This is a genomic window from Bradyrhizobium sp. B039, from assembly GCF_038965675.1.
Classification (GTDB): Bacteria; Pseudomonadota; Alphaproteobacteria; order Rhizobiales; family Xanthobacteraceae; genus Bradyrhizobium; species Bradyrhizobium diazoefficiens.
The window spans coordinates 5,102,858-5,123,717 of the sequence record NZ_CP152416.1 but is presented as its reverse complement, the minus strand read 5'-3'; the positions used below and the strand labels follow the sequence as shown (position 1 = coordinate 5,123,717).

At 61.8% G+C, this 20,860-nt stretch carries 23 protein-coding genes, 1 tRNA gene and 2 pseudogenes; 15 read left to right on the top strand and 11 right to left on the bottom strand.

Annotated features, from left to right (window positions below; genetic code table 11):
- Positions 1–108: 108 nt before the first annotated feature.
- The 5 genes from AAFG50_RS23980 (at position 109) to AAFG50_RS23960 (ending at position 2,696) form a co-directional block, all read left to right on the top strand.
- Entirely contained in the window at positions 109–450 is a 342-nt protein-coding gene (locus AAFG50_RS23980; RefSeq protein WP_028171641.1) for an integration host factor subunit alpha, read from the top strand.
- A gap of 26 nt (positions 451–476) precedes the next feature.
- Complete coding sequence (locus AAFG50_RS23975) at positions 477–1,055, top strand: MerR family transcriptional regulator (protein WP_028171642.1); 579 nt, start codon at positions 477–479, stop codon at positions 1,053–1,055.
- Positions 1,056–1,180: 125 nt separating this feature from the next.
- Positions 1,181–1,258 (top strand) — tRNA-Pro (locus AAFG50_RS23970).
- A 592-nt stretch (positions 1,259–1,850) separates the two neighbouring features.
- Entirely contained in the window at positions 1,851–2,093 is a 243-nt protein-coding gene (locus AAFG50_RS23965) for a hypothetical protein (RefSeq protein ID WP_162185839.1), read from the top strand.
- Positions 2,094–2,288: 195 nt separating this feature from the next.
- The gene (locus AAFG50_RS23960) at positions 2,289–2,696 is read left to right on the top strand and encodes an EF-hand domain-containing protein (RefSeq protein ID WP_028171644.1); all 408 of its coding nucleotides are present in this window, start codon (positions 2,289–2,291) and stop codon (positions 2,694–2,696) included.
- 272 nt (positions 2,697–2,968) lie between these two features.
- On the opposite strand, the pseudogene AAFG50_RS23955 reads toward AAFG50_RS23960, so the two are convergent.
- Positions 2,969–3,052: pseudogene (locus tag AAFG50_RS23955) on the bottom strand (integrase); the annotation flags it as partial.
- A 262-nt stretch (positions 3,053–3,314) separates the two neighbouring features.
- Between AAFG50_RS23955 and AAFG50_RS23950 the strand changes: the two are divergent.
- The 3 genes from AAFG50_RS23950 (at position 3,315) to AAFG50_RS23940 (ending at position 5,664) form a co-directional block, all read left to right on the top strand.
- Positions 3,315–3,734, top strand: a complete 420-nt coding sequence (locus tag AAFG50_RS23950; RefSeq protein WP_028171645.1) for a CopG family transcriptional regulator — start codon at positions 3,315–3,317, stop codon at positions 3,732–3,734.
- Positions 3,735–3,737: 3 nt separating this feature from the next.
- A complete protein-coding gene (locus AAFG50_RS23945) occupies positions 3,738–4,928 on the top strand; it encodes a PHB depolymerase family esterase (protein ID WP_028171646.1) in 1,191 nt (396 codons plus the stop codon).
- 223 nt (positions 4,929–5,151) lie between these two features.
- Positions 5,152–5,664, top strand: coding sequence for a phasin family protein (locus tag AAFG50_RS23940; protein WP_028171647.1), 513 nt, complete (start codon positions 5,152–5,154; stop codon positions 5,662–5,664).
- 351 nt (positions 5,665–6,015) lie between these two features.
- On the opposite strand, the gene AAFG50_RS23935 is transcribed toward AAFG50_RS23940, so the two are convergent.
- The 4 genes from AAFG50_RS23935 to AAFG50_RS23920 all read right to left on the bottom strand — a co-directional run bounded on the left by AAFG50_RS23935 (position 6,016) and on the right by AAFG50_RS23920 (position 7,971).
- Complete coding sequence (locus tag AAFG50_RS23935; protein ID WP_323922752.1) at positions 6,016–6,216, bottom strand: hypothetical protein; 201 nt, start codon at positions 6,214–6,216, stop codon at positions 6,016–6,018.
- Between the two features lie 148 nt (positions 6,217–6,364).
- Positions 6,365–7,150, bottom strand: a complete 786-nt coding sequence (locus tag AAFG50_RS23930; protein ID WP_028171648.1) for an outer membrane beta-barrel protein — start codon at positions 7,148–7,150, stop codon at positions 6,365–6,367.
- A gap of 160 nt (positions 7,151–7,310) precedes the next feature.
- Positions 7,311–7,700: a hypothetical protein gene (locus AAFG50_RS23925; RefSeq protein ID WP_311996925.1), complete on the bottom strand. Its 390-nt coding sequence runs from the start codon at positions 7,698–7,700 to the stop codon at positions 7,311–7,313.
- A complete protein-coding gene (locus AAFG50_RS23920; protein WP_028171650.1) occupies positions 7,687–7,971 on the bottom strand; it encodes a hypothetical protein in 285 nt (94 codons plus the stop codon). Before AAFG50_RS23920 ends, AAFG50_RS23925 begins: the two co-directional genes overlap by 14 nt.
- A 170-nt stretch (positions 7,972–8,141) precedes the next feature.
- Here AAFG50_RS23920 and AAFG50_RS23915 point away from each other — a divergent pair, with 170 nt between their 5' ends.
- Both AAFG50_RS23915 and AAFG50_RS23910 read left to right on the top strand, forming a co-directional pair.
- Positions 8,142–8,657, top strand: a complete 516-nt coding sequence (locus AAFG50_RS23915; RefSeq protein WP_231166494.1) for a class I SAM-dependent methyltransferase — start codon at positions 8,142–8,144, stop codon at positions 8,655–8,657.
- A gap of 178 nt (positions 8,658–8,835) precedes the next feature.
- On the top strand, positions 8,836–9,492 hold the full coding sequence (locus AAFG50_RS23910; protein ID WP_028171652.1) for a phosphoribosylanthranilate isomerase: 657 nt from the start codon (positions 8,836–8,838) through the stop codon (positions 9,490–9,492).
- Positions 9,493–10,666: 1,174 nt separating this feature from the next.
- On the opposite strand, the gene AAFG50_RS23905 is transcribed toward AAFG50_RS23910, so the two are convergent.
- Positions 10,667–11,290: a TetR/AcrR family transcriptional regulator gene (locus AAFG50_RS23905; RefSeq protein ID WP_028171653.1), complete on the bottom strand. Its 624-nt coding sequence runs from the start codon at positions 11,288–11,290 to the stop codon at positions 10,667–10,669.
- A 122-nt stretch (positions 11,291–11,412) separates the two neighbouring features.
- Between AAFG50_RS23905 and AAFG50_RS23900 the strand changes: the two genes are divergently transcribed.
- Positions 11,413–12,387: an alpha/beta fold hydrolase gene (locus AAFG50_RS23900; RefSeq protein ID WP_028171654.1), complete on the top strand. Its 975-nt coding sequence runs from the start codon at positions 11,413–11,415 to the stop codon at positions 12,385–12,387.
- A gap of 132 nt (positions 12,388–12,519) precedes the next feature.
- Here AAFG50_RS23900 and AAFG50_RS23895 read toward each other — a convergent pair whose 3' ends face one another.
- Positions 12,520–12,759 carry a hypothetical protein gene (locus tag AAFG50_RS23895; RefSeq protein ID WP_027547402.1) on the bottom strand — a complete coding sequence of 80 codons (240 nt, stop codon included), beginning with the start codon at positions 12,757–12,759 and terminating at the stop codon, positions 12,520–12,522.
- Between the two features lie 327 nt (positions 12,760–13,086).
- Here AAFG50_RS23895 and AAFG50_RS23890 point away from each other — a divergent pair.
- The 3 genes and pseudogenes from AAFG50_RS23890 to AAFG50_RS23880 all read left to right on the top strand — a co-directional run.
- Positions 13,087–13,431: pseudogene (locus AAFG50_RS23890) on the top strand (dihydrodipicolinate synthase family protein); the annotation flags it as partial.
- 300 nt (positions 13,432–13,731) lie between these two features.
- Positions 13,732–14,703 (top strand): SDR family NAD(P)-dependent oxidoreductase, encoded by a 972-nt coding sequence (locus AAFG50_RS23885; RefSeq protein ID WP_028171656.1) that lies wholly within the window; start codon positions 13,732–13,734, stop codon positions 14,701–14,703.
- A 272-nt stretch (positions 14,704–14,975) separates the two neighbouring features.
- Positions 14,976–16,091 (top strand): alpha/beta hydrolase, encoded by a 1,116-nt coding sequence (locus tag AAFG50_RS23880; protein WP_028171657.1) that lies wholly within the window; start codon positions 14,976–14,978, stop codon positions 16,089–16,091.
- 15 nt (positions 16,092–16,106) lie between these two features.
- On the opposite strand, the gene AAFG50_RS23875 is transcribed toward AAFG50_RS23880, so the two are convergent.
- Complete coding sequence (locus tag AAFG50_RS23875; RefSeq protein WP_028171658.1) at positions 16,107–16,613, bottom strand: MarR family transcriptional regulator; 507 nt, start codon at positions 16,611–16,613, stop codon at positions 16,107–16,109.
- Positions 16,614–17,020: 407 nt separating this feature from the next.
- Here AAFG50_RS23875 and AAFG50_RS23870 point away from each other — a divergent pair, with 407 nt between their 5' ends.
- Positions 17,021–18,577 (top strand): porin, encoded by a 1,557-nt coding sequence (locus tag AAFG50_RS23870; RefSeq protein WP_011087746.1) that lies wholly within the window; start codon positions 17,021–17,023, stop codon positions 18,575–18,577.
- Between the two features lie 264 nt (positions 18,578–18,841).
- Here AAFG50_RS23870 and AAFG50_RS23865 read toward each other — a convergent pair whose 3' ends face one another.
- The 3 genes from AAFG50_RS23865 to AAFG50_RS23855 all read right to left on the bottom strand — a co-directional run bounded on the left by AAFG50_RS23865 (position 18,842) and on the right by AAFG50_RS23855 (position 20,732).
- Entirely contained in the window at positions 18,842–19,318 is a 477-nt protein-coding gene (locus AAFG50_RS23865; RefSeq protein WP_028171659.1) for a GcrA family cell cycle regulator, read from the bottom strand.
- Positions 19,319–19,391: 73 nt separating this feature from the next.
- Positions 19,392–19,589: a hypothetical protein gene (locus AAFG50_RS23860; protein WP_007603456.1), complete on the bottom strand. Its 198-nt coding sequence runs from the start codon at positions 19,587–19,589 to the stop codon at positions 19,392–19,394.
- Positions 19,590–19,790: 201 nt separating this feature from the next.
- Positions 19,791–20,732 (bottom strand): acetamidase/formamidase family protein, encoded by a 942-nt coding sequence (locus tag AAFG50_RS23855; RefSeq protein ID WP_028171660.1) that lies wholly within the window; start codon positions 20,730–20,732, stop codon positions 19,791–19,793.
- Positions 20,733–20,860 lie beyond the last annotated feature (128 nt).

Here is a 20,860-nt window from a genome sequence, read left to right as displayed (position 1 = left end):
AATCAGCGGCGATTATCGATGCTTCTGCATTGATGAGCGCTGTTGACCGGCGTATCGTAACCTCATAATTTCAGACAACAATTGTTCGCCGTGATGTGGGGCAGGGCGATGACCGATACAAGTAAAACCGTAACGCGTGTTGATCTGTGCGAAGCCGTCTACCAGAAGGTCGGCCTGTCGCGCACGGAATCGTCCGCCTTCGTGGAACTCGTGCTGAAGGAGATCACCGACTGCCTTGAGAAGGGCGAGACGGTGAAGCTGTCGTCGTTCGGGTCCTTCATGGTCCGCAAGAAGGGGCAGCGCATCGGCCGCAACCCGAAGACCGGCACCGAGGTGCCGATCTCGCCGCGCCGGGTCATGGTGTTCAAGCCGTCGGCGATCCTGAAGCAGCGGATCAACGCCCAGCACCGTACCAACGGCGACGGCAGCAAGGTTCAACCCGAGGCGTAATCGCCTTTCGGATAAGGATTTGGCATTTGGACAAGGCGCCGGATGCGTTCCGAACCATCAGCGAAGTAGCGCAGGAACTCGACATTCCGCAGCACGTGCTGCGGTTCTGGGAGACCCGGTTCTCCCAGATCAAGCCGATGAAGCGCAGCGGCGGCCGCCGCTATTACCGCCCCGACGACGTCGACCTGCTCAAGGGCATCCGCCGGCTGCTCTACGGGGAGGGCTACACCATCCGCGGGGTGCAGCGGATCCTGAAGGAGCACGGCGTCAAATCGGTACAGGGCCTCGCCGACGGCGCGGCCGCGGTCTCGTTCGGAGCCATCGAGGACGCCATCGGCGCGAGCCTGATGGAGCCGGACGACGAGGCACCGATCAAGGGCGTCGCCGACGCCGACGATGATGACTACCAGGGCGACGAAGAGGACGGCATCGACTTCCGCTTCACGGAGGTCGACGACGAGGAAATCCTCACCACCTTCCGCAAGGGCGGCACCCCCGCCGCGCCGGCCGGCCCCAGCGCGCTCGACCGGGAGCGGTTAGGGCGGGTGCTCGCCGACCTCGTCGCCTGCCGGGAAATGCTGGACCAGGCGCTGAAGGACGGCTAGGGCGGTATCGGCCGGCTTTGCGGGCAGTTCCGGGGCTCTGGGCTCAGAGCCAATCAGAGCGCGATACCAAAATGCTGCGACCTCGCCTTGCGCAAAGCGGCGATCCTAGCTAATGGAACGACGTTCGGAGCGTGGCGCAGCCCGGTTAGCGCACTAGTCTGGGAGACTAGGGGTCGGAGGTTCAAATCCTCTCGCTCCGACCATTTTTTCCAACTCATCTGTCGGGTGGATTGAGGGGCGGCGTGGAGCCGGCTCCCGCCGGTGACGCATGTGCGATCGATGGCGGGTGGCCGCGTCGGGGGGCGGCAAACTAAAATGCCGAAAACAACCCCATGCACAGTAGCGAAGCTGTTGGCGAATCATGTTTTTCCGAATCGGTTTGACCCGTCGGGCAAAACAAGGGCATGATGTCATCGTGGCAGCCCGTCGGATGGAGGAGTATCTACGACAGCTGCTTCATGCGTTGCGTCGCAGGGGTCTGGGCGCGCGACTTCGGGAGCGGAGTTGTCTTCTCCCCGGCGCAGATCTTCGCCGCCGAGCGCGAGAACGTCGAACGACGAGCGGACTTTCAACCAAATTCTGCGGAAGCTATCGCGCGGCGGCTGTAACACAAATGAGATTGGCACGCGATCAAGCAGGATGATCTGTCGATGCGGTCTTCTCTTGCGCACTTGGAACGACATAGGACCGATTGGCGCATCTCAAACAGCGCCGCTGACCTATTGATCTGCATCATGGCGCTTTACGGCTTTAGTGGTCCGCTTCCTCTGCTGTCAGCTAAGCTGGGAGAAGATCATGACAATCAAATACGTTCTCGCAGTAGCGCTCGTCATGCCACTCCTGATGGTGTCCAGCATTGCGCAAACCGTGGACCGGCACACCTATCAGGGCGGCCCAAAAACAAACATTCCTCATGCCACACGTATGCCAACCGCGAGCAGCGCATTCGCAATGGCACCTTCCGCAGTCGCACCAAAGCCCAAGCGTCAGCATTTTTATAGCGGCGGGCCACAAACGGTCGTGCCGCATTCCTATTGAGATAAAGATAAAATACTCGGCAGTGGTCGAGAGCAGCTTTCTTCTGGTTGCACCGCGTGGGATCGCCGTCACGTTATCTAGTCACATGGGCGTGAGAGTGTAAGCGACACAGTCCGGCCGAGTAGCAATTGACGGCGCGAAGCGCCTTCGATTTGGCTCTTTGGGGTGACCGCAGCTTTTCGGAGGAGGTTCGAAATGTATACGCGCGTTCTACAACTCACGATATCCGCTCTCATTCTAACGTATGGCACGTTCGGTGCCTTTGCACAGAGCCAAATGACACCGCAACCAGATCAGCAACAAATGCAATCGCAATCGCATCCCATGGGCCAGGAAGGCGTGGGTACGATGGGACACGGAAGCATGCCGGGCGGCGGCATGATGGGACATATGATGGGGCGCAGCATGATGGGTGGAGGCGCGATGGGACCACCTTTTATGATGCGTATGATGTTCGCACTGATGGACGCCGACGGCGATGGGACCATCTCACTGCAGGAGTTTCAGGCAGCTCACGAACGAATTTTCAAGGCAATGGACAGCAATAAAGATGGCAAGCTTACGTTAGAGGAGATGCAAACGTTCATCCACGGAACCAGGTGATCGGCTGCCCGCGGATGGCGCGTCATCCCGTGTGCCATCTGCTCCTACAATGGATCTTTCCTGCTGATGAAACGAAGCCTTAAGCCTTCAGGTCCGCGATCCGCGTAATCGCGACCACGTTCGCGTCGTTGTACGCTTGTTCTTTTGTCTCCTTGTTTACGTCACCTGCCGCGTCCACGCAGACATTGCAGCCTCGTTAGGAATGGCCGCAGTTGGCCCGAAGCCGGCTGCAAATGAGGGGCAGAGCATGTCCGCTCTGCCCAGTTAGTTCGGACGTCGACCTGCTCTGCTATTGCGAGTGCATCGTCGACTTCAATTCCCAGGTGCCGGACGGTGCTCTCGATTTTGGTTTGCCCCCGGCGTGGGAGCACGACGAACCTGTTTCCGTTTGATGCCTTTGAACGAGCTGGCCAGTGGGCTTGCGATGATCGGAGAGGCGCGTTTCGCCAGGAATTTGTCTGGCCTCCACGATGCGACGACCGCCCTCGACGTGAGACGGCCCGCCTGCGCGAGCGGCTCATGCAGGTCATTGGATGGCTCCATCCCTTGAAAGGCGCCCGGGAGCATCTAGATAACATCCATAAGCCATCCAAGGGGATGGTGAATGGATGTTTCGCGATGCCCGCTAATGTGCACGAGCTGCGACCCAAGGCCCCCGACACCGAGAAGATCACGATCAACCTTGGCTATGTCGACCTCGGTCACGTCGATCTTATGGTGCAGGAAGGATTTTATTCGAACCGGACCGATTTCATCCGGACAGCAATCCGGAACCAGCTCGAGCGACACGTAGAGGTCGTCAGACAGTCCACGGCCCGGAAGAAATTGGACCTCGGGCTGCGCAACTACACTCGCGAGGATCTCGAAGCGGCGCGGCGCGCCGGCGAGATGCTGCAGATCAATGTTTTGGGCTTAGCCACCATCGCCCAGGACGTCACTCCCGAGTTGGCTCGCGCCACAATCGCGTCGGTCTCGGTGCTGGGGGCCCTTCACGCCACTCCCGCGGTCAAGGCCGCACTCGCCGACAGAACGAGGTGAACGATGCTGAATCAAGACATAGTCCGCGAAGCAACCCGCCTCACGCGTGCCGGCCAACTGGTCGAGGCCACCGCGCTGCTGCAGCGCATGCTCCAGGGCGGTCGCGCTCCAAGACCGGAGTCTCGCAGCGCCTCTCAGGCTCGGCTCCCGCGGCTCGATCCGCTTACTATCGACGCCACGGCCGACGTCGTCGAGGAGCGGAAAGCTCCGCAGATTGCGCCGGCCCGCTCTGCTCAGGGACGCAGACACTCCTTACCGCTCGACGGCATGCGGGATTTTTCCGGACTCGGCCTGCGCAGTCCGATCAAGCGCGCCCCTCTGTCCCCATCGGACATCGTGCCCGAGGGCACACGGTTTATCGCCGGTACCTTCAGTAACGCCGCGGGAAGCCGGACCTACAAGCTGTTCATCCCAAGCCGCTGTCAGGGACAACGGCTTCCCCTGATCGTCATGCTTCACGGCTGCACCCAGTCGCCGGACGATTTCGCGGCCGGCACCCGGATGAACTTCCTGGCGGAAGAGCAGAATTGCTTCGTGGTCTATCCGGAGCAGCCGAGCGGATCCAACCAGGCGAAGTGCTGGAACTGGTTTCGCACGAGCGACCAGCGCCGCGGTGGGGGCGAGCCCTCGATGATCGCCGGCATTACCCGGCAGATCATGCGCGACCATGTGATCGATCCGAAGCGCGTATACGTCGCGGGTCTGTCGGCCGGCGGGGCCGCCGCCGCCATCATGGGCGCAACGTATAGCGACCTGTACGCGGCCGTCGGTATTCATTCAGGCCTCGCGTGTGGAGCCGCGAGCGATCTTCCCTCCGCGTTCGTCGCCATGCGGCAGGGAGGCGGCTCCAAGGCAATTGCGGATGGCATAACTTCTGTGCCGACCATCGTTTTCCATGGCGATCGTGACACTACTGTGCATCCAAAGAATGGCGATCAGATTATCGAGCAGTCCGCCGGGGCAACGAGACCGACGACGAAGGTACTTCGCGGACGCGTACCCCACGGCCATGCCTATACTCGCACCGTCCTGATTGACGGGGCCGGTCGGGCGATATCCGAACACTGGAACATCGACGGCGCCGGACACGCGTGGTCAGGCGGCAGCCCCGCCGGGTCCTACACTGATCCGCAAGGACCGGATGCGACGAGGGAAATGCTGCGCTTCTTCCTCGAGCATTCGCTCGGTGGATAGTCTGGCTTATTCTCAGACTGACGCCGCTGAGCATGGGTCAGGAAGATCGCCAATTAGACGTTTGTTGGTTGGAGTTGCTACCTAAAATCATCGTCGACCTCGTAGAACGTGCGATTGATGCGGGACTCCAACGATGCACGGGTTTGGAACGCTACGTCACAAAGCCTGTTGTCCTTTCAGAAGTGACCGTTTTGGTCGCCCCCCCATTTTCGTGGAGCGTCAGATGAGCAAACGCAAACCGGAGACAGCGCCAAAGCGCGCCCGCAATCCGAAAATGGCCGCGCGGGCCCAACGGAACAAGCAGGCCATTGTTAGAAGCCCGAAAGAGAATTTACTTCACTCTGCTGCGGCAGTCTCGGTCGAACCGCCTCCCGAGCTTCATGATGATCCTAAACACGAGGTTTCTATCATTAAGCCTCGGATGGATACCTTACCAGGTGACCTCAGTCAGAGAATGACGGATAGCGATCCAACGAACGGCTTTGCTTTAGCGACGGCAAACATGCAGGCGTATCAAGCGAAGCTTCTTGAGATAGCCGGGGCCAACGCGCAATTTGCTTTTGAATTCGGCCTGAGACTTGCGACGATCAGGTCACCAACTGAATTTTTCGGCGTCATTACGGAATTTACAAGCAGACGGGTCGATATGTTCGCGCAGCATTCGAAAGAACTGGCGGCATATCCGTTCTGGCGCATCAAGCCGCCCCGAGAGCTCACGGCTCTGCCGGGACGATAACTGCAAGCCGTACCCGCTGCGGCAAAGCTTGTCGTTCTGATCCTCGGCGGCGACAAGGCGCTGCCCCAGGAACGCCGGCCTCTCTTGACCGCGCGCTGCGCATCATGTTCCCGATGATCTCGGAGGTCGCCGAATTCAACAGGAGGCCCGCCGGTTCACGCTGGCGGGCCTTGGTGACTAAACCCGGCAAGGTGTATCCTTCCAAAGGGGCGGGCGGAGCTTGATTCGTCATGCTGGAAGCCATTCTCCTATTGCTGGGAATTGGGGCCGCAGCTCTCCTGCTGATCGCGTTTTGGGGACTGCATCGCCACGTATAGGCACAAAAAAAAGCTCGGAGGCGTATCTGGCGGATCAGAAGCTCGAATGCCCGCCGCGTTTGGGGGCTACCTTCAGCTGCAAGCCCATAGCCGTGAGTACCCCCAGGACGGTAGAAAAATTCGGAAGCTGTTCGTTGCCGAAAGCACGATAAATGCTCGTTCGCTGCAGCTCGGCCATTTTCGAGATTTCTGAAATGTTGAAATCTTTGAGGGCCTGTCCGATCGCCCTGGAGATTGTGTGAGGTTCGGTCGAGGCGAATGCTTGGTTCAGCTCATCGGCGAGCTGCGAAAGGTGTGACTGGTCGGTAGGTCTTCGTCACTCGAGCCTCCCAACGCACAAGGCCGGCTCAAAGAGCCGGCCTTGTTCGTTTGCATAATGCTAATCAGTACCTCGCGACGAGAGGGCCGCCGAACCGATAGTTCAGGCGCACGAGACCCATATCGACATCTTGGCTGATGCGATTAGTCTGAAATAACAACCCGGTCCCAGGGACCGTGAGGTCTCTCGTTTGATGGCCGAGGAAGATGTGATCGTACTCAACACCGACCGACCAGTTCGGCGCAAAGCCAAACTCAAGGCCGGCGCCAACTGTGGCCCCCCAGCGCGTGTCGCGACCTGAGGCTAGCAATGTGCCAGCACCGGGAGTGCCGGGAGCAGCGTAGATGTCAAACTTATCGCCGACCACAGCCGCGCCACCCTTCACGTAGAGCAGAACGCTGTTCCAGGCGTAGCCCACCTGACCCGTGATGAGACCGAAGGAATCGATCCGTGACCGATTGCGGTCGCCCGTTACCAGAGCGCTACCCGGGAACAGGAGGCTGATGTTGTCGCCGGAGAAGTCGGCCCAATTGCCCTGGCCTTCGAGACCGAACACCCAACTTGCTGACTGCCAGCGATAGCCGACCTGACCACCGACCGTGCCGCCAGTCGCGTTGTGACAGCCTTCACCGACGAGGGTGCCGGTAACTGGCGTGACAAAGTCCCAGCAGCTGTGCGCGGAGCCGCCGCCACCGTTGATACCAATGTAGAAGCCGCTCCAGTCGTAGATGGCGGCGACCATCGGCGCCGGGGCCTTGGTGTACGGCCGGGCGGCCAGATCCGCCGCACCGGCGGGAGCCGCCAGAGCGAGAGCCAATGTTCCGGCCGCAGCCGCAAGAACCTTCTTCATGCGAGTATCTCCCCAGAGTAACGAGTTCAATGAATTGGCGCGTTCGCCCACCTGCCTGACAAAGAGTAAGTCGATGGTTGATAATTGCTGTAGCCCGCATGCCACACTCGTTGCCAAAGGTTGGCCGAAATTCTCAACGTTTACAGATGGTTGAGTGGAACTAAACGCACGTTAGCGTGCGTATGATGTCGAGAGTGCCAAGAGTATCCGGGCCCGTGGAATATGTGAGACCACATTGCCTTGCGCAGACTCGGCGGCAGCTGGCGCAAATCTTCGCCGCCGAGCGCGAGAACGTCGAATGCGTAGAGCTGCACCTCGTTGTCGTGCCAGCGCGAATGCTGCGCGTTGAAGTCGGACACGCCGTCGACGCCGAGCACCACGCCTCGCCGTCGATGATGAATTGTTGCTCGCGGTTCTTCAGCACGGCCTCGACGATCCAGGGGAAGCGCGTGGTCCGGTCGTGGCCGTTGCGGGTGAATAGCCGGGCGGTCTTGCCGTTGCGCTCGACGCGCGAGCGGTAGGCGTCATATTTGATTTCAGTCGGGGCCATCAGGCACCGCCTTGGCGGCGGTGGCCAGGCAGAACGCGAACGCGCGGTGCATGCGAACGGGATAGTCACGCGGCTGCGAATATGCGAATCTCGCTAGCGTTTCAGCATCGGAATTCGTCAGTGAGGAACCGATGACAATTGCATTGCCGTACCTTGGAATTGCGCTCTGCTGCTCGATCGCGCTCTGGTTGGTGAGCCAGGTGCTGTAGGGTGTGGAACATCGCGACAGCGGCAGCGACGCTACTTGTGGCGTTTGCTGCAACTCGCGCATATGCCGCTGACATAGGTTATCTGGCTCCTCCCGGAGTCGCTGCAAACGAGTTTCCCTCACCGCAGCGCCCCGTCGCACGAATTGTCAGCCCACGCCGCGCCGCCGAAGAGCACCGCGACGCTCTCAATGAGGCCGGCCAGATCGCACGTGTTCTTGAACTGAAACCTGGCATGACAGTCGGCGACATTGGTGCGGGCAGTGGCTACCATACGGTTAGACTCTCGTACCTCGTCGCACCCGCCGGCTCTGTTGTTGCCCAGGACGTCACGCGGGATTACCTCATAGAACTCGCCAGGCGAACAAAACTCCTGAAGTTGACGAACGTGCAATTCGCGCTCGGCGAACCACACGACCCGCGTCTGCCCGCTTCCTCGCTGGATGCCGCAATCCTCGTGCACATGTATCACGAGATAGCCCAACCCTATGCCTTCCTCTACAATCTCGCGCCCGCCTTGAAGCAGGGTGCACGGGTCGGAATTGTCGACCTTGAGCTTCCGACGTCGAAGCATGGCACGCCAATTGAGCTCCTGCGCTGCGAATTGACCGCCGTCGGCTATCGCGAGGTCGCCACATACAAGCTCGAAGGGGACGGAGGGTACCTCGCAGTATTCTCTCCGCCGGAGGTCGCGGGTCGAAAATCTCCCCGCGACATCGTTGCTTGCAGGGATCCCGCCGGCACTCGCTGACACCACGCCCGCCGCCCGGCCTATTCTTTTCGCGCCAGGGAGCGCGTCGCCAGCAAGGACGATCGCGATCAGAAGCGGTTGGCCGAGCGCCCGACCGACGCGATTGACCCAAAACGGCCGTTGACCCAGGACCAGCCCATCCTGTCTACTCAACTGAGTGGTGGCAGCGTGTAAGACAATGCTGACGCAAATTTACGAAGTCGCGACACCTGCGGAAGCCGAGGCGATATCGGTAATCGGCGTGGATCATGTCGGCGTGCTCGTCGGCGATGGAGCCTTCCCCCGGGAGCTTCCGGTTCAGAAGGCGTTAGCGGTTATGAAGATGGTGCGGGCGCCGTCCGTAGTTTCCGCGCTGTTCCTTTCGGCGGATGTCGCTCTTATCGAACGGATGGCGAGAGAGCTTGATCCGCCCATTGTTCATCTTGGCGCATCCAGCGAATTGCTTACGCCTGATCTTGTCGTGGCGCTGCGAAAGTCCCTGCCGAAGACCAAATTCATGCGCAGCGTACCTGTCACGGGACCTGAGGCAGTAGGCGTGGCGCAAGCTTATGATGGGGTTGTCGATTGGATCCTGCTCGACAGTCATCGGACAGGTGATGTGCAAATCGGCGCGCAAGGGGTGACGCACGACTGGAGCATCAGTCGAACGATAGTGGAGAGTGTTCGCACCCCGGTCATACTTGCTGGTGGCCTCGGACCGGACAATGTCAAGGAAGCTATTCGGTCGGTGCGACCTGCCGGCGTTGATTCGAAAACAAGAACGGATCGAGAGGGCACTCACTCAAAAGACCTGAGGAAGGTAGAAGCCTTCTATCGCGCTGCGACGAGCGGTTAGATCGCACCTCTCTTCTTGGCCCATCGCGTCAGATCTGACCCGGAACAGCAATCGCAATGCGCCCAATGCGCCAACGCCCACCTTCCTAGCGGCAAACGCGGGCTCTGCGTCTGGCACGTTTTTAGCTTGTTTTGGTGCGGGGCTGGCGCGGCAGCTCCCCGCTCGACGGCCTAGACCACCAGACAGGGGCGGGGAGCTTGCCGAGGTTGCTTTCAATCTTCCCGCCAACCGAGGCGGCCTTACGGGGTTACCAGTTGTTGCTCCAAGCACCTGTCTGCGACGCTGTCTAATTCTCGAATTACGAAATACTCTTGAAACAATGAGTCGCCATAGTCACCGGTATTTTTGAGGAACTTTGCCACCACTCTGTTTCATTTCGATCGGTCTCTTTGCGAGGCGCAACCATGGATTTGAGAACAAATAGGATTGAAGTCGGCGCGCGTTTTAAGCTCAGCGAAATCGGAAAAATTCGTTGCCCAGACCTGGCTGACAAGGTTGGCGTCGTTGTCGCCCTAGGCCAACGTACAACCGGCATCACCGTTCTGTTCGATGGTGCCCAACGACCAACCGTTCTGCATAGGGATTACATCAGACCCAGCTCTGATGAGGATTAACGGATCGCTCCGTTCCGGCACTCGGGCCATCCTGATGAGGTACCCAAAAGGGGTCGTCAGAATAGCCGGCGCGTCTTGATTCGCTTCCTGGACAGTCGCAAACTGCCCGTAGGGGCTCGTTACGCAGTTCTTCTACTTTCCCTGCTTCAGTCAGTTTGCAATCTCCACCAGGTCACCTCAGACGGGGGGCGCGACTCATGGAAATATTCCGTGCTGAGAAGATTTGCGTTGTCGAGGACAACTCAACCAGAACGTGCCGCATCTGCGGCAAGAAAATGAAGCTTGTCCGAGCGGTGGTGGACTCTGAGAGCGGAGCCATCACTCGTATGTTCGAATGCGGCTGCGGCAAGCGCGTCTGGGACGACTGAGGCGCGCGACCGGTAGTGGCTGATGACGCATTGCCGCCGGCTGATGCGGTAGAGTGGTACAGGGCGGGTTTCGCGTCCTTTTTTAATTCCCCAAGCTTCGCGGAGCGAAAGTTTGGAGCGGAGTTCTCTCCTATGCTCAGTCCTAGCTTTCCAACGTTCTTGTAGGCGTCCACTCTCCAGACATCGTTCCACCTACCTCAAATACCCCACCACCATCCTCGTCGTCTCGTCCACCAGCGTCCGCACCGTCTTCTCCGACAGCATTTCGGCGTGGTTCAGCACCGTGTTGTGCGCGACGGCCTCGATGGCGCTGACGCAGATGAAGGTGGCAAGGGCCGGGTCGATCTTGCGCATCTCGTTGCGGCGGCTTTCGAGATAGGCGCGGACGAGGGTGTGGACCTCGCGATTGAAGGCCTCGACGTCCTTGAGCTGGCCGGTGCGCGGGATCTGCTCGGCGAGCACCCGATGTAGTTTCGGATCGATGCGGTGGGCCTCGATCGCGACGCTCACGAGTTTTCGCACCGCCTTCTCGATCGGCATGTCGGCGACCTCGGTCAGCGCTGAGCGGACGATGCCCATGATCTCCTCGTTGTGGCGGTCGATCACGGCGGCGACGAGGGCCTCCTTGCCCGGAAAATATTGGTAGAGCGAGCCGACGCTGACGCCGGCGACTTCGGCGATCCGGTTGGTGCTCGCCTTCTCAAAACCTTCGCGGACCAGAATGCGAGCGGTTGCCTCGACCAGTGCGTCGACGGTGGCGCGGGACCTCTTCTGGGAGGCGGTTTTCCGGGGTTTTGTCGGTGGTTTGCGCGCCATGGGCCAGCGGTCCGAATGCGAGTAGGAAAAGCGAGTGAATGCTCGCATTATATCCGCAAGTGGCGACGGGTCGGCAAGCGTCTTTGCCGCCGCGTCGGGAGAGCCCGGAGGGGAGGTGGCCAATGAGCGTTGCGAAGATCGTGTCGGCGTTGCAGTTTTGCCCTGGCGGCCGCGCGCTGGATGCGCCGCCGCAGCGCGATCCCGCGCCGAGCTTGCAGAGCCGTTGCTTCAACGTGCTGCTCAGGCTGCTTCCGTTCAGGAAGCAGCTCGCATCCGCCGAGGCGGTGCAGGCGCATGTGCACAAGCGCGCCTTGCAGCCGGCCTCGCATGAGCCGACGGGGCTCGGCCGCGGTGTCGAGGTGACGCTGACCAGGATGGGCGGATGGCCGGTCTATTACACCGCGCCGTCTTCCGGCCATGAGGGCTGCAACTACGTCATGTTCCTGCATGGCGGCGGCTTCATCAACGAGATCGTGCCGGCGCATTGGCGGCTCATTGGTCAGATGACGCGCGAGGCGCGCGTCGTTTGCGTCGTGCCGATCTATCCGCTCGCGCCGCGCGTCACCGCGAAGGACGTCGTGCCGGCGACGGCCGAGCTGTTGCGGATGCTGCTGGAAGATGCCGGGCCTGCAAAGGTCACGGTGGTCGGCAATTCGGCCGGCGCGGGCCTGGCGCTCGCCGCCTGCCAGTGGCTGCGTGATCGCGGACATCGGCAGCCGAACCTGATGGTGCTGATCTCGCCCGCCGCGGATGCGTCGGTCAGCCGTCCGGAGCAGGTCGAGATCGCGGCGCGCGATCCGATGCAGGACATTCCGGGGATCATCGAGGCGGGACGCCTCTATGCCGGCGAGCTCGATGTCGGCCATCCCTTCGTCAGCCCGCTCAACGGCGCGTTCCGTTCGCTGCCGCCAATGACGATCTTCGCAGGGACTCGCGATCTGCTCTACCCCGACAGCGTCGATCTTGCGGAGCGGGCGAGGGCGGTTGGTGTGCCGGTCGAGCTGCATCTGCTCCGCAACCAGCCGCACAATTATGCGCTGATGCCGACGCCGGAGGGGCGAAAGGCGCGCGCGATCATCTTGCGTGCGATTGCTTGAGGGAAGAGCGTGACGATAGTCACAAAGCGCGCCGCCGCGATGGGTCTGGCGCCAGCGGTGCCCGCGCAGAGGAGAAAGGCGGCCCCCGGGGCGTTTCCTCAGTCGTCTTGATATCAGTAGTTTTGCGGGGCCTTAGGCGTGGCCCTTGATCTCGTAGTGACCCGGCACGCATTTGTAGCGCTCGAGGCGCCAGTTGGCGTGATAGATCGGATGCTCGCCCATCCACTTCGCCAAGGGTGCCTGTGCGCCGATTGCACACTGCATCATCGACATTTCGGGCGTCATGTTGCTGTCGGTCACGATTTCCTCGACGCAAGCGCCCGAGGCAGATGCACCAAGCCGGCAGAGCACGGCAACGACGGTCACGAACATTCCTGTCACCTCATCGGTAGTTTCTGACCACGAAGAGGATGCAAGCGGAGTGCCAGAGCCTGTGACACAAACAACACGCTGACCTGGCCGACTCGACCCAGCGTCCACCCCATTTGATGATTCGGATTGTAAAAAAATTGCCCCTAACCCGAAGCCGGACAAATACGGGAACCGGAGGGGGTGATCACAGGAATGTTGGATTCTGCGGGGCTGCGCCGCGCGGGCGGCCCTTCACAGGGCTTGCACAGCCAATAGGCTTCGAAGCGGGCGGATACTCGTCAAAAGAGCGGGACCGCCACAAGGGTTATGGAAACGCGAGGGCAGAACATGAAGGTACGTCCGACCGGCGTGATCCCGCCGATGACGACGCCGTTCCGGAAAGACGGCGAGATCGACTTTGGGCTCGTGGCGCCCCAGGTCGACTGGATGATCGGCGCCGGCGCGCACGGCGGCTCGACCGGCGAGGGGCACACGCTCGATCACGAGGAATATCGCGACCTGATGGCCGCAACGGTGGAGGCGGTGAAGGGGCGCATTCCCGTGATCGCCGGCATCATCGTGGACTCCACGCGCGATGCGATCCGCCGCGGCAAGCTGGTTCGCGACATGAATGTCGCCGCGCTCCAGGTCACGCCGGTGCACTATTTGTTCGAGCCGGACGAGGAGGCGCTCGGTGCGTTGAACGGGCCGTGCGTCGAAGCGGCGGAATAGTCCGTCCGCCGAAATAACGATGGCGAAGATGGCAGCGCCGATCCGCTTTTACCTGCGGATGCGGCGCTGTTACATTTTGCGCGCGCTGCGATGAGCGGCGCTAAAGCGCGATGAGATTGGGATGAATCGTCATCGCGCTTTAGGTTATTGTTTGAGCATGATCTCTTCGGAAAACCGCTTCACACTTTGCGCTAACGCGGCCCTCCGGGTCCGGATCATGCTCTGAAGAAACATACCGACAAGGGAGGGGCCGAAAGTCCCATGAAGGATTTTGCAGGAAAGATCGCGGTCATCACCGGCGGCGGCACGGGAATGGGACGCGAGCTCGCGCGACAGCTCGTGGCCGAAGGCTGCAATGTCGCAATGTGCGACGTCTCGGAGGCCGCAATGGCCGAGACCAAGCGGCTCTGCGAGGTCGAGAAGCTGCCGCAGGGCCTGCGCGTCACGACGCATGTTGCCGATGTCGCGATCGAGGATCACCTGAAGCGCTTTCGCGACGAGCTCGCCGAGCAGCAGAAGACCGACAAGATTCATCTGCTGTTCAACAATGCCGGCATCGGCGGCGGCGGCAGCCTGTTCACCAACACGCGCGAGCAGTGGGAGCGCACCTTCAACATCTGCTGGGGCGGGGTCTATCTCGGCGTGCGCACCTTCCTGCCGATGCTGGTGGCGGCGGACGAGGCCCACATCGTCAACACCGCGAGCGTCAACGGCTTCTGGGCCTCGATCGGCATGGGACAGGCGCACACCGCCTACAGCTCCGCCAAGTTTGCGGTGAAGGGATTTACCGAAGCGCTGATCAACGACCTCCGCCTGCATGCCCCGCACGTCAAATGCTCGGTGGTGATGCCCGGCCATATCGGCACCTCGATCGTCTCCAATTCGCGCAAGGTGCAGAGCACGGACGGGTCGGAGCGGCTCAACGCCGACGAGGTCGCGCTGACCCGCAAGCGCATGGTCGCGGCCGGCGTGCCGGATGCCGACAAGATGTCGGACGAGGACATCCAGGCGGCGTTCGCCGAGCGGGCCCGCAGCTTCCTGGAGGATGCTCCGACGACGGCTGCGCAGGCCGCGAAGATCATCCTCGACGGGGTCAAGGCGGAGCGCTGGCGCATCCTCGTGGGCGAGGACGCCAAACGCCTCGACGAGCGCGTGCGCGCGACGCCCGAGCAGGCCTATGACCGCGCCTTCTACGAGAGCTTTACGCAGGAGGTCGGCTGGCGGCTCGGCTGAGTCTACCTCGCTGTTGTGACCAGCGAGGCGCGGATATGGGTATGATGATCATCATGACAAGAGGTGCGCAGGTCATTTGACGTGCCAGCTCTTGCCAATATTCGCGGCCTCATGACGAATTGGAATGTCACGCATGCGGCGCGGCGCATCGTTCAATCATCGTTCAAGCGATGGTGATCTCAAACACCTGTAATGGCGCGCACGGCGGCTTGGTTGGCGAACCAAAATAGTTTAGTGAATCAGGGGTAACGCGATGATAGAGCGTAGCTCCGATGATACCCGCATGCCTCTCCGACGACTGGTCCCTTTGCCCGGAGAGAGAGGACATCTCCGCTGAATTCACGCGGCTCCTGACCGCAGCCCAGGAGGGCGGCGCCACGATCGCGGAATGCCTGATGATCGCGCGGCAGCTCAAGCGGGGCGACGAGCAATCCTGGCACCGCGAGTGGAAGCGGCTTGCGCAGGCCAACCGGCACCGCGCCGAGGCTGCGTTCGCGGAGGGCCACATGGCGACCGCGCAGCGCAACTGGCTGCGGGCGTTGAACTACTACGGTGCAGCGGCAATGCCGCTCGATCAGGCCGATGAGCGGCGCTGGGTTGCGGTGCTGGCGATGCAGGAATGCGCCCGCCGCTACCTCACGGCGCGCGCACCGGCCGGCGAGGTCGTGACGATTCCCTGGGTCGACGATCATGCGTTGCAGGGCTACTTCCTGCCCGCGGCGTCGGCGAGCGGACGGGCGCCGACCGTGATCTGCATCGGCGAGCCGGGACACCGCAAGGAGGAATTCCTGTTCAAGCTCGCACCGCATGCGCGCGAGCGCGGACTGTCGATGCTCGCGCTCGACCTGCTCGGCGACCAGCGCGACGATTATACCGATACGCTCCTGCAGCGCCGCGATCTCGAGAGCTCGATCGCGAGCGTCATGGATTATCTGGAAACGCGCGGCGACGTCGATTTCGATCGCGTCGCCATCGTGGCGGACGGGTGGGGATCCTCATTCGTGGCGCGCGCGGTGTTGCAGGAGCCGCGGCTCGCCGCCGCCGTCTGCGATGGCGGCCTGTGGGATCTGCACGAACGATCGTTCTTCGCCAGCCGCTTCGCGATGAGCGACCTCAGCATCGTCCCGGTGCCGCATGCGCCGCTGATGGCCTCCAGTGCCGACTGTCCGGTGCTGATCACGCTCGGCGAGGATGGCTGGCTCAAGGCCGACCGGGCGCGTCAGATCGTCCAGAAATCCCGGCTCGGCAGCTCCGATATCGTGTTGAAGGTGTTCACCGCGGCGGAGACCGGCGCGGCGCAGGCCCATGCGGACAATCCGAGTCTCGCCAACGAATACATCTTCGACTGGCTGGAATCGCGGCTCGGCGCCGCCGGTCGGCGGAGCTGAGCGCGGCCTCGCGTCTCAGAAGTCGAGCGATATCCTGACGCAGGCCTTTTCGAGCCGGTTCTTGAGCGTCGCGAGCTTGGTGGTGAATTCCGTCAGCTCGTTCTCGTCGAACTCCTGGAAGACGAACTCGCGAATCGTCTTGTACTGCTCGTTGAGGCTCGCAATGTGCTTCTGGGTCTTGTCGACCAGTGACAGCCGCACGACCCGGGCGTCGGTCGGCGAGGGCCGCCGGCGGAGCAGGCCCTTCTTCTCGAGCAGCTTGGACTGGGTGGTGACGAACGAGGGATCGACGTGGAGCAGCTTGGAGACCACGTTGACCGGTACGCCGTCGTCCTTGTCGAGGTCGGAGATCGCCATCAGGATCAGCCATTGCGGGCCGCTGATGCCGAGCGTCCTCGCCCAGAACTGACGCAGCTCCTCGAGATACATGTTGATCGACGATATCTCCCAGGTGAAACGCCTGATGAGATCCAGGTTACCGATGGGGCGCAGGCGCGCTCCTTCTTTCCTCGTCGCGGACACAGCGTCACTCCCGTGAACTGATTCTTCAGGCCAGTGTTCGTGGAAGGCCATAGTCCACGCAAGCCTGCTCTGACGCAAGTGCAGAGCAGGGTAATTTTGTCACTAAAATTACAAAGATGAGCAGGTCAGCATATTTGGTCCGCCCGGGTGTGGCGCCCGGGGCACAGGTTTAGTGAAACTACAAAGCTTACCAAATAAACTATTTTAATTAGCGTAATGGCGCAGGCATAGTGGTGCGCGACGGTGGGGGGTACTCGATCGTCCCGTTGCAGGTGGTTCGCTCACGTCCCTCGCGTCGAATGCGGGTGTGTCCGAAAGCGCAAAGCGGCCGAGCGGATTTGAAAAGACGGGGATCTGGGGGGCCTCACGGTCCGGTCTCCGTAAAATGAGCAACTTGGAGGTTTTATATGAAAGTGGTGAAGAGCCTTTTGCTCGGCACTGCGGCGGGTCTGATCGCCGTCGGTGGAGCCCAGGCGGCCGATCTTCCGGTCAAGGCCAAGGCGGTCGAGTACGTCAAGATCTGCACGCTCTATGGCGCGGGCTTCTACTACATCCCGGGCAGCGACACCTGCATCAAGCTCGGCGGCTATCTGCGTGCCGAAGTGGCGCTCAATGCCGGCGGTAACTACAGTGCCCAGTACAACGGCGTGTTCGCGGCCAACAACCGGCTGACCAACTACTACTCGATGCGCGCTCGTGAAGATCTCAACATCGACACGCGCACCGCAACGGAATACGGCGTCGTCCGCACCTATTTCGATGCGGTCTTCACCTGGACGACCGGCAACTATGGCGGCACCGGTTCGGGCACGGGCGCGACCCAGTACAGCGGCACGATCGGCCTCAATGCCGCGGGGACCGGTCTCACGGGCTCGGGCGGCGGCAACGTCAACGGCACCGACGGCAACCTCTCGGGCGGCGCGCTCGGCGTCTACTACGCGTTCATCCAGTTCGCCGGCTTCACCATGGGTAAGGCGGTGTCGCAGTTCGACGCGCCCTGGATCAACTATCCCGGCAACAACTTCGACCAACTGGTCGGCGGTAGCGGCACCACCAACGGTGTTACCCAGTTCACCTACACGGCCGATTTCGGCCAGGGTGTGACGGCCGCGTTCTCGGCGCAGGACCAGACCCAGGTCTTCCAGACCAACATCTGGAACACCGCCGGCATGTCCACGACCGGCGTCCTCGGCGGAGCCTACGGCTCGAACGATCTCGGCGGCACCCGGGCTCCCGACCTCGTGGGCATGGTCCGCGTCGATCAGGCCTGGGGCCTGTTCCAGGCGTCGGTTGCCGCGCACGACAACCATGTCGGCTACTACGGCGCGAGCGAAGTCACCGGCCATCCGGAAGACAAGTGGGGCTGGGCCGTTCAGCTCGCTCTCCAGATCAAGAACATCCCGACCGGCGCCGGCGACGTGATCAACCTCTCGGGCGTCTATACCGACGGTGCGAGCCGCTACAACTTCCAGGAGCTGGCCGCGACCAGCTACTCGATGTTCGGCAGCTCCAACGCGGCGTATCAGAGCATCGGCTTTGCCGGCGTGTCTGACGCGGTGTTCGGTCCGGGCGGCGGCCTCGAGCTGACCAAGACCTACGGCTTCCGTGGTGCCTATACCCACAACTGGAGCCCGTACTGGAACACGGCGCTCTACGGCGCGTGGGCTGCGGTCAACTACAGCGGCACGGCCAAGGGCCTGATCTGCGGCAGCGCCGCGTTCGCCACCCTGACCGGCACTTGCAATCCGGACTTCAACATCGGCCAGGTCGGCGTCATCACCCGCTGGACGCCGGTGAAGAACCTGACCTTCTCGGCTGACTTCACCTACAGCCATCTCGACCAGAAGTACTCGGGCGTGATCACGACCCCGGCGCTCACGGGCGTTGCCAAGCCTGCGGCAACCTATGAGCTGAAGGATCAGGACACCTACAGCCTGCTGCTGCGCGCCCAGCGCAACTGGTAAGCTTCAGGGCTTTCGGATCTGACGCAGCCCCGGCGGGACACCGCCGGGGCTTTCTGCTGGGCCTTCGGAAAATCCGGCAGCCTGTGCAGGCGACGAAGACGAGCCATGCGATTCGATCGCCTCAAACTTATTTACTTACCTGAGTTACTAAGCTATATAGCTTTCAGCCAAATACGAAAGTTGCGGCTCTTAGCTTCACGCTAAGCCTCCAGAAACCTCCGGTGATGCCCCGCCGGAGGTTTTTCGTTTTTGGGACGTGCGGCCTCAGCCTCGCATCATGCGGGCGCGCGAGTTCGGCCGGTAGGCGAGGCGGCTGTGGCCGGCGCAATACGACTGGCCGTCGGGCGCAGTATTGCCGCAGAAGCAGAAATCGTCTTCACCCGGCGTCGAGATCGGCCAGCGGCAGCGGTTCTCGGACAGCTCCAGCAGCGAGCAGCGATTGGCGTCGTCGATTGGACCGGCGACCACGGGCGCGTCGGTCTCGCCGTAGATGGTGGCGAGCATCTCGTATTGCAGCCGCGGCACGGCCCTCCTCGTACGCGGCGGCGCAAGGCTCCGCTCGAGCCTGCGGTCTTCGACCGCGCGGCTGCGCGTCAGATTGAGCCGGGACAGCTTGCCGATCACCGCGTTGCGGCTGACGCCGATGTCGGCGGCGATCTCGCGGCAGGAGAGACCGGCCTCGAAATGTTGCTTCAGAAGTTCAATTCGTTCGTCAGTCCAGGTTGGTGAGAGAACAGGCATTTGTAACGGTCCCAGGTTGCAGATGTCGGCCATCCGCCTCTCGAGATCCGTCCGCCTCACGTCCGGCGCGCGCTCACGTCCTGCCATTGTCGCGAATCGACAAAAGCCCGTCCTTGATGGCGAGACGGATGCCTTCCTCGATCAATGTCCGTGCGACGCCGGGAACGCTGGTGCCGTGGGTGCCCTGTCTCACCAATTTCTCCAGATAGGTGATGGTCGAGAGCGCCAAGGTTACGGGAATGCGGTCAGTCTCGGCTTTTTCGGTGGCCATGGCCCGAACGCTAGCCTCTTACTCGGGTACATAAAAGTAACGATTAAGACTCTATTTAGGTTCGGGGCCGGAAGTCAAATCCGGACTGAATCGGCGTTTCAGCTCATTGGAATCGCTTGAGAAATTGGGCACGGCGCGGCGCGCCGCGCGGCAGACCGGGCGGCGGCGTGGCGTCAACGGGTCAGGAAAGGCGCCGGCGGCTCAGCCGTGCACGATCGCCTTTTCGATCATGCAATGGATGCCCTTGGAGCCGTTGACGGTCTGGGTCACCCGTAGATCGGCCGCCAGGCTGCACAGCGTGTAGGCGTCCTCGCGCGACAGGTTACGCGTCTCGCCGAGCAGCGCGATCATGTCGCGCAGCGCGCGCACCACGCACTGGTCGAGATCGGGGTCCATCGCCATGGTCATGTAGTGCGTCGGCGTCTCGGCACGGGGATAGTCGAGCCTGAGGTCCTTGCGCAGCGTCAGGCGGAAGCGGCCCTGGAGCGCGGTCTCGATCGCGGTGACGCAGACCTCGCCGTCGCCCTGCACGCCATGGCCGTCGCCGCAGGAGAACAGCGCCCCCGGGACGATCACCGGCAGGTACAGTGTCGCACCGGCGCCGAGCTCCTTGTTGTCGAGATTGCCGCCCATGGCGCGCGGGACCAGCGAGGAGATACGGCCCCAGGCCGGCGGCGGCGAAACGCCCATCACGCCGAAGAACGGCTTCAGCGGCAGGTCGAGGCCCCAGGGCATGCGGCCGACCATTCGCGTCCGATCCAGCGGGATGTTGAGGATGCGCGTCTCGTGGAAATCGTCGGGCAGGGTGCCGGACAGCGGCCTGATCAGATTCCAGCCCCAGTCCTGCCGGAGCTGGACGTCGAGGATCTCGACCGCGAGCACGTCGCCGGGTTCGGCCCCCTCGATCGCGATCGGTCCGGTGAGGATGTGGCCGGGCAGCATGCGCTCACTCTTCGCGTGGACCTCGTGCATCTCCGGCGGAATGTGAAATTTGTCGCGGTCGGGCAGCACGTCCGGGCTGCCGCTGATGGTGTCGACCGTCACCTCGTCGCCGCTCTTGACCGTGAGGACGGGCTCGAGCGCGGCTTCGAAGAAGCCCCAATGGCAGGTTTCGGGGCTTGAATGCAGGTGATGATGGGTCATTTGCGGCCGTCCGTTCGGTTTGACTTGCTGTGCCCGGGCTTGACCGGGCGATCGATCCTCTTTCAAGAAGATTTAAGATGGACGGGCCGGTCAAGCCCGCGCATGACCCGATCATTCCAGCGAGGCTC

Coding starts and splice junctions, on each gene's coding strand:
- AAFG50_RS23920 (WP_028171650.1), bottom strand. CDS start 7,971: ATGCGCGAGTTGCAGCAAACGCCACAAGTAGCGTCGCTGCCGCTGTCG.
- AAFG50_RS23855 (WP_028171660.1), bottom strand. CDS start 20,732: ATGACCCATCATCACCTGCATTCAAGCCCCGAAACCTGCCATTGGGGC.
- AAFG50_RS23870 (WP_011087746.1), top strand. CDS start 17,021: ATGAAAGTGGTGAAGAGCCTTTTGCTCGGCACTGCGGCGGGTCTGATC.
- AAFG50_RS23860 (WP_007603456.1), bottom strand. CDS start 19,589: ATGGCCACCGAAAAAGCCGAGACTGACCGCATTCCCGTAACCTTGGCG.
- AAFG50_RS23895 (WP_027547402.1), bottom strand. CDS start 12,759: ATGTTCGTGACCGTCGTTGCCGTGCTCTGCCGGCTTGGTGCATCTGCC.
- AAFG50_RS23900 (WP_028171654.1), top strand. CDS start 11,413: ATGAGCGTTGCGAAGATCGTGTCGGCGTTGCAGTTTTGCCCTGGCGGC.
- AAFG50_RS23915 (WP_231166494.1), top strand. CDS start 8,142: ATGACAGTCGGCGACATTGGTGCGGGCAGTGGCTACCATACGGTTAGA.
- AAFG50_RS23885 (WP_028171656.1), top strand. CDS start 13,732: ATGAAGGATTTTGCAGGAAAGATCGCGGTCATCACCGGCGGCGGCACG.
- AAFG50_RS23910 (WP_028171652.1), top strand. CDS start 8,836: ATGCTGACGCAAATTTACGAAGTCGCGACACCTGCGGAAGCCGAGGCG.
- AAFG50_RS23960 (WP_028171644.1), top strand. CDS start 2,289: ATGTATACGCGCGTTCTACAACTCACGATATCCGCTCTCATTCTAACG.
- AAFG50_RS23945 (WP_028171646.1), top strand. CDS start 3,738: ATGCTGAATCAAGACATAGTCCGCGAAGCAACCCGCCTCACGCGTGCC.
- AAFG50_RS23865 (WP_028171659.1), bottom strand. CDS start 19,318: ATGCCTGTTCTCTCACCAACCTGGACTGACGAACGAATTGAACTTCTG.
- AAFG50_RS23965 (WP_162185839.1), top strand. CDS start 1,851: ATGACAATCAAATACGTTCTCGCAGTAGCGCTCGTCATGCCACTCCTG.
- AAFG50_RS23980 (WP_028171641.1), top strand. CDS start 109: ATGACCGATACAAGTAAAACCGTAACGCGTGTTGATCTGTGCGAAGCC.
- AAFG50_RS23940 (WP_028171647.1), top strand. CDS start 5,152: ATGAGCAAACGCAAACCGGAGACAGCGCCAAAGCGCGCCCGCAATCCG.
- AAFG50_RS23930 (WP_028171648.1), bottom strand. CDS start 7,150: ATGAAGAAGGTTCTTGCGGCTGCGGCCGGAACATTGGCTCTCGCTCTG.
- AAFG50_RS23905 (WP_028171653.1), bottom strand. CDS start 11,290: ATGGCGCGCAAACCACCGACAAAACCCCGGAAAACCGCCTCCCAGAAG.
- AAFG50_RS23880 (WP_028171657.1), top strand. CDS start 14,976: ATGATACCCGCATGCCTCTCCGACGACTGGTCCCTTTGCCCGGAGAGA.
- AAFG50_RS23925 (WP_311996925.1), bottom strand. CDS start 7,700: ATGGCCCCGACTGAAATCAAATATGACGCCTACCGCTCGCGCGTCGAG.
- AAFG50_RS23950 (WP_028171645.1), top strand. CDS start 3,315: ATGCCCGCTAATGTGCACGAGCTGCGACCCAAGGCCCCCGACACCGAG.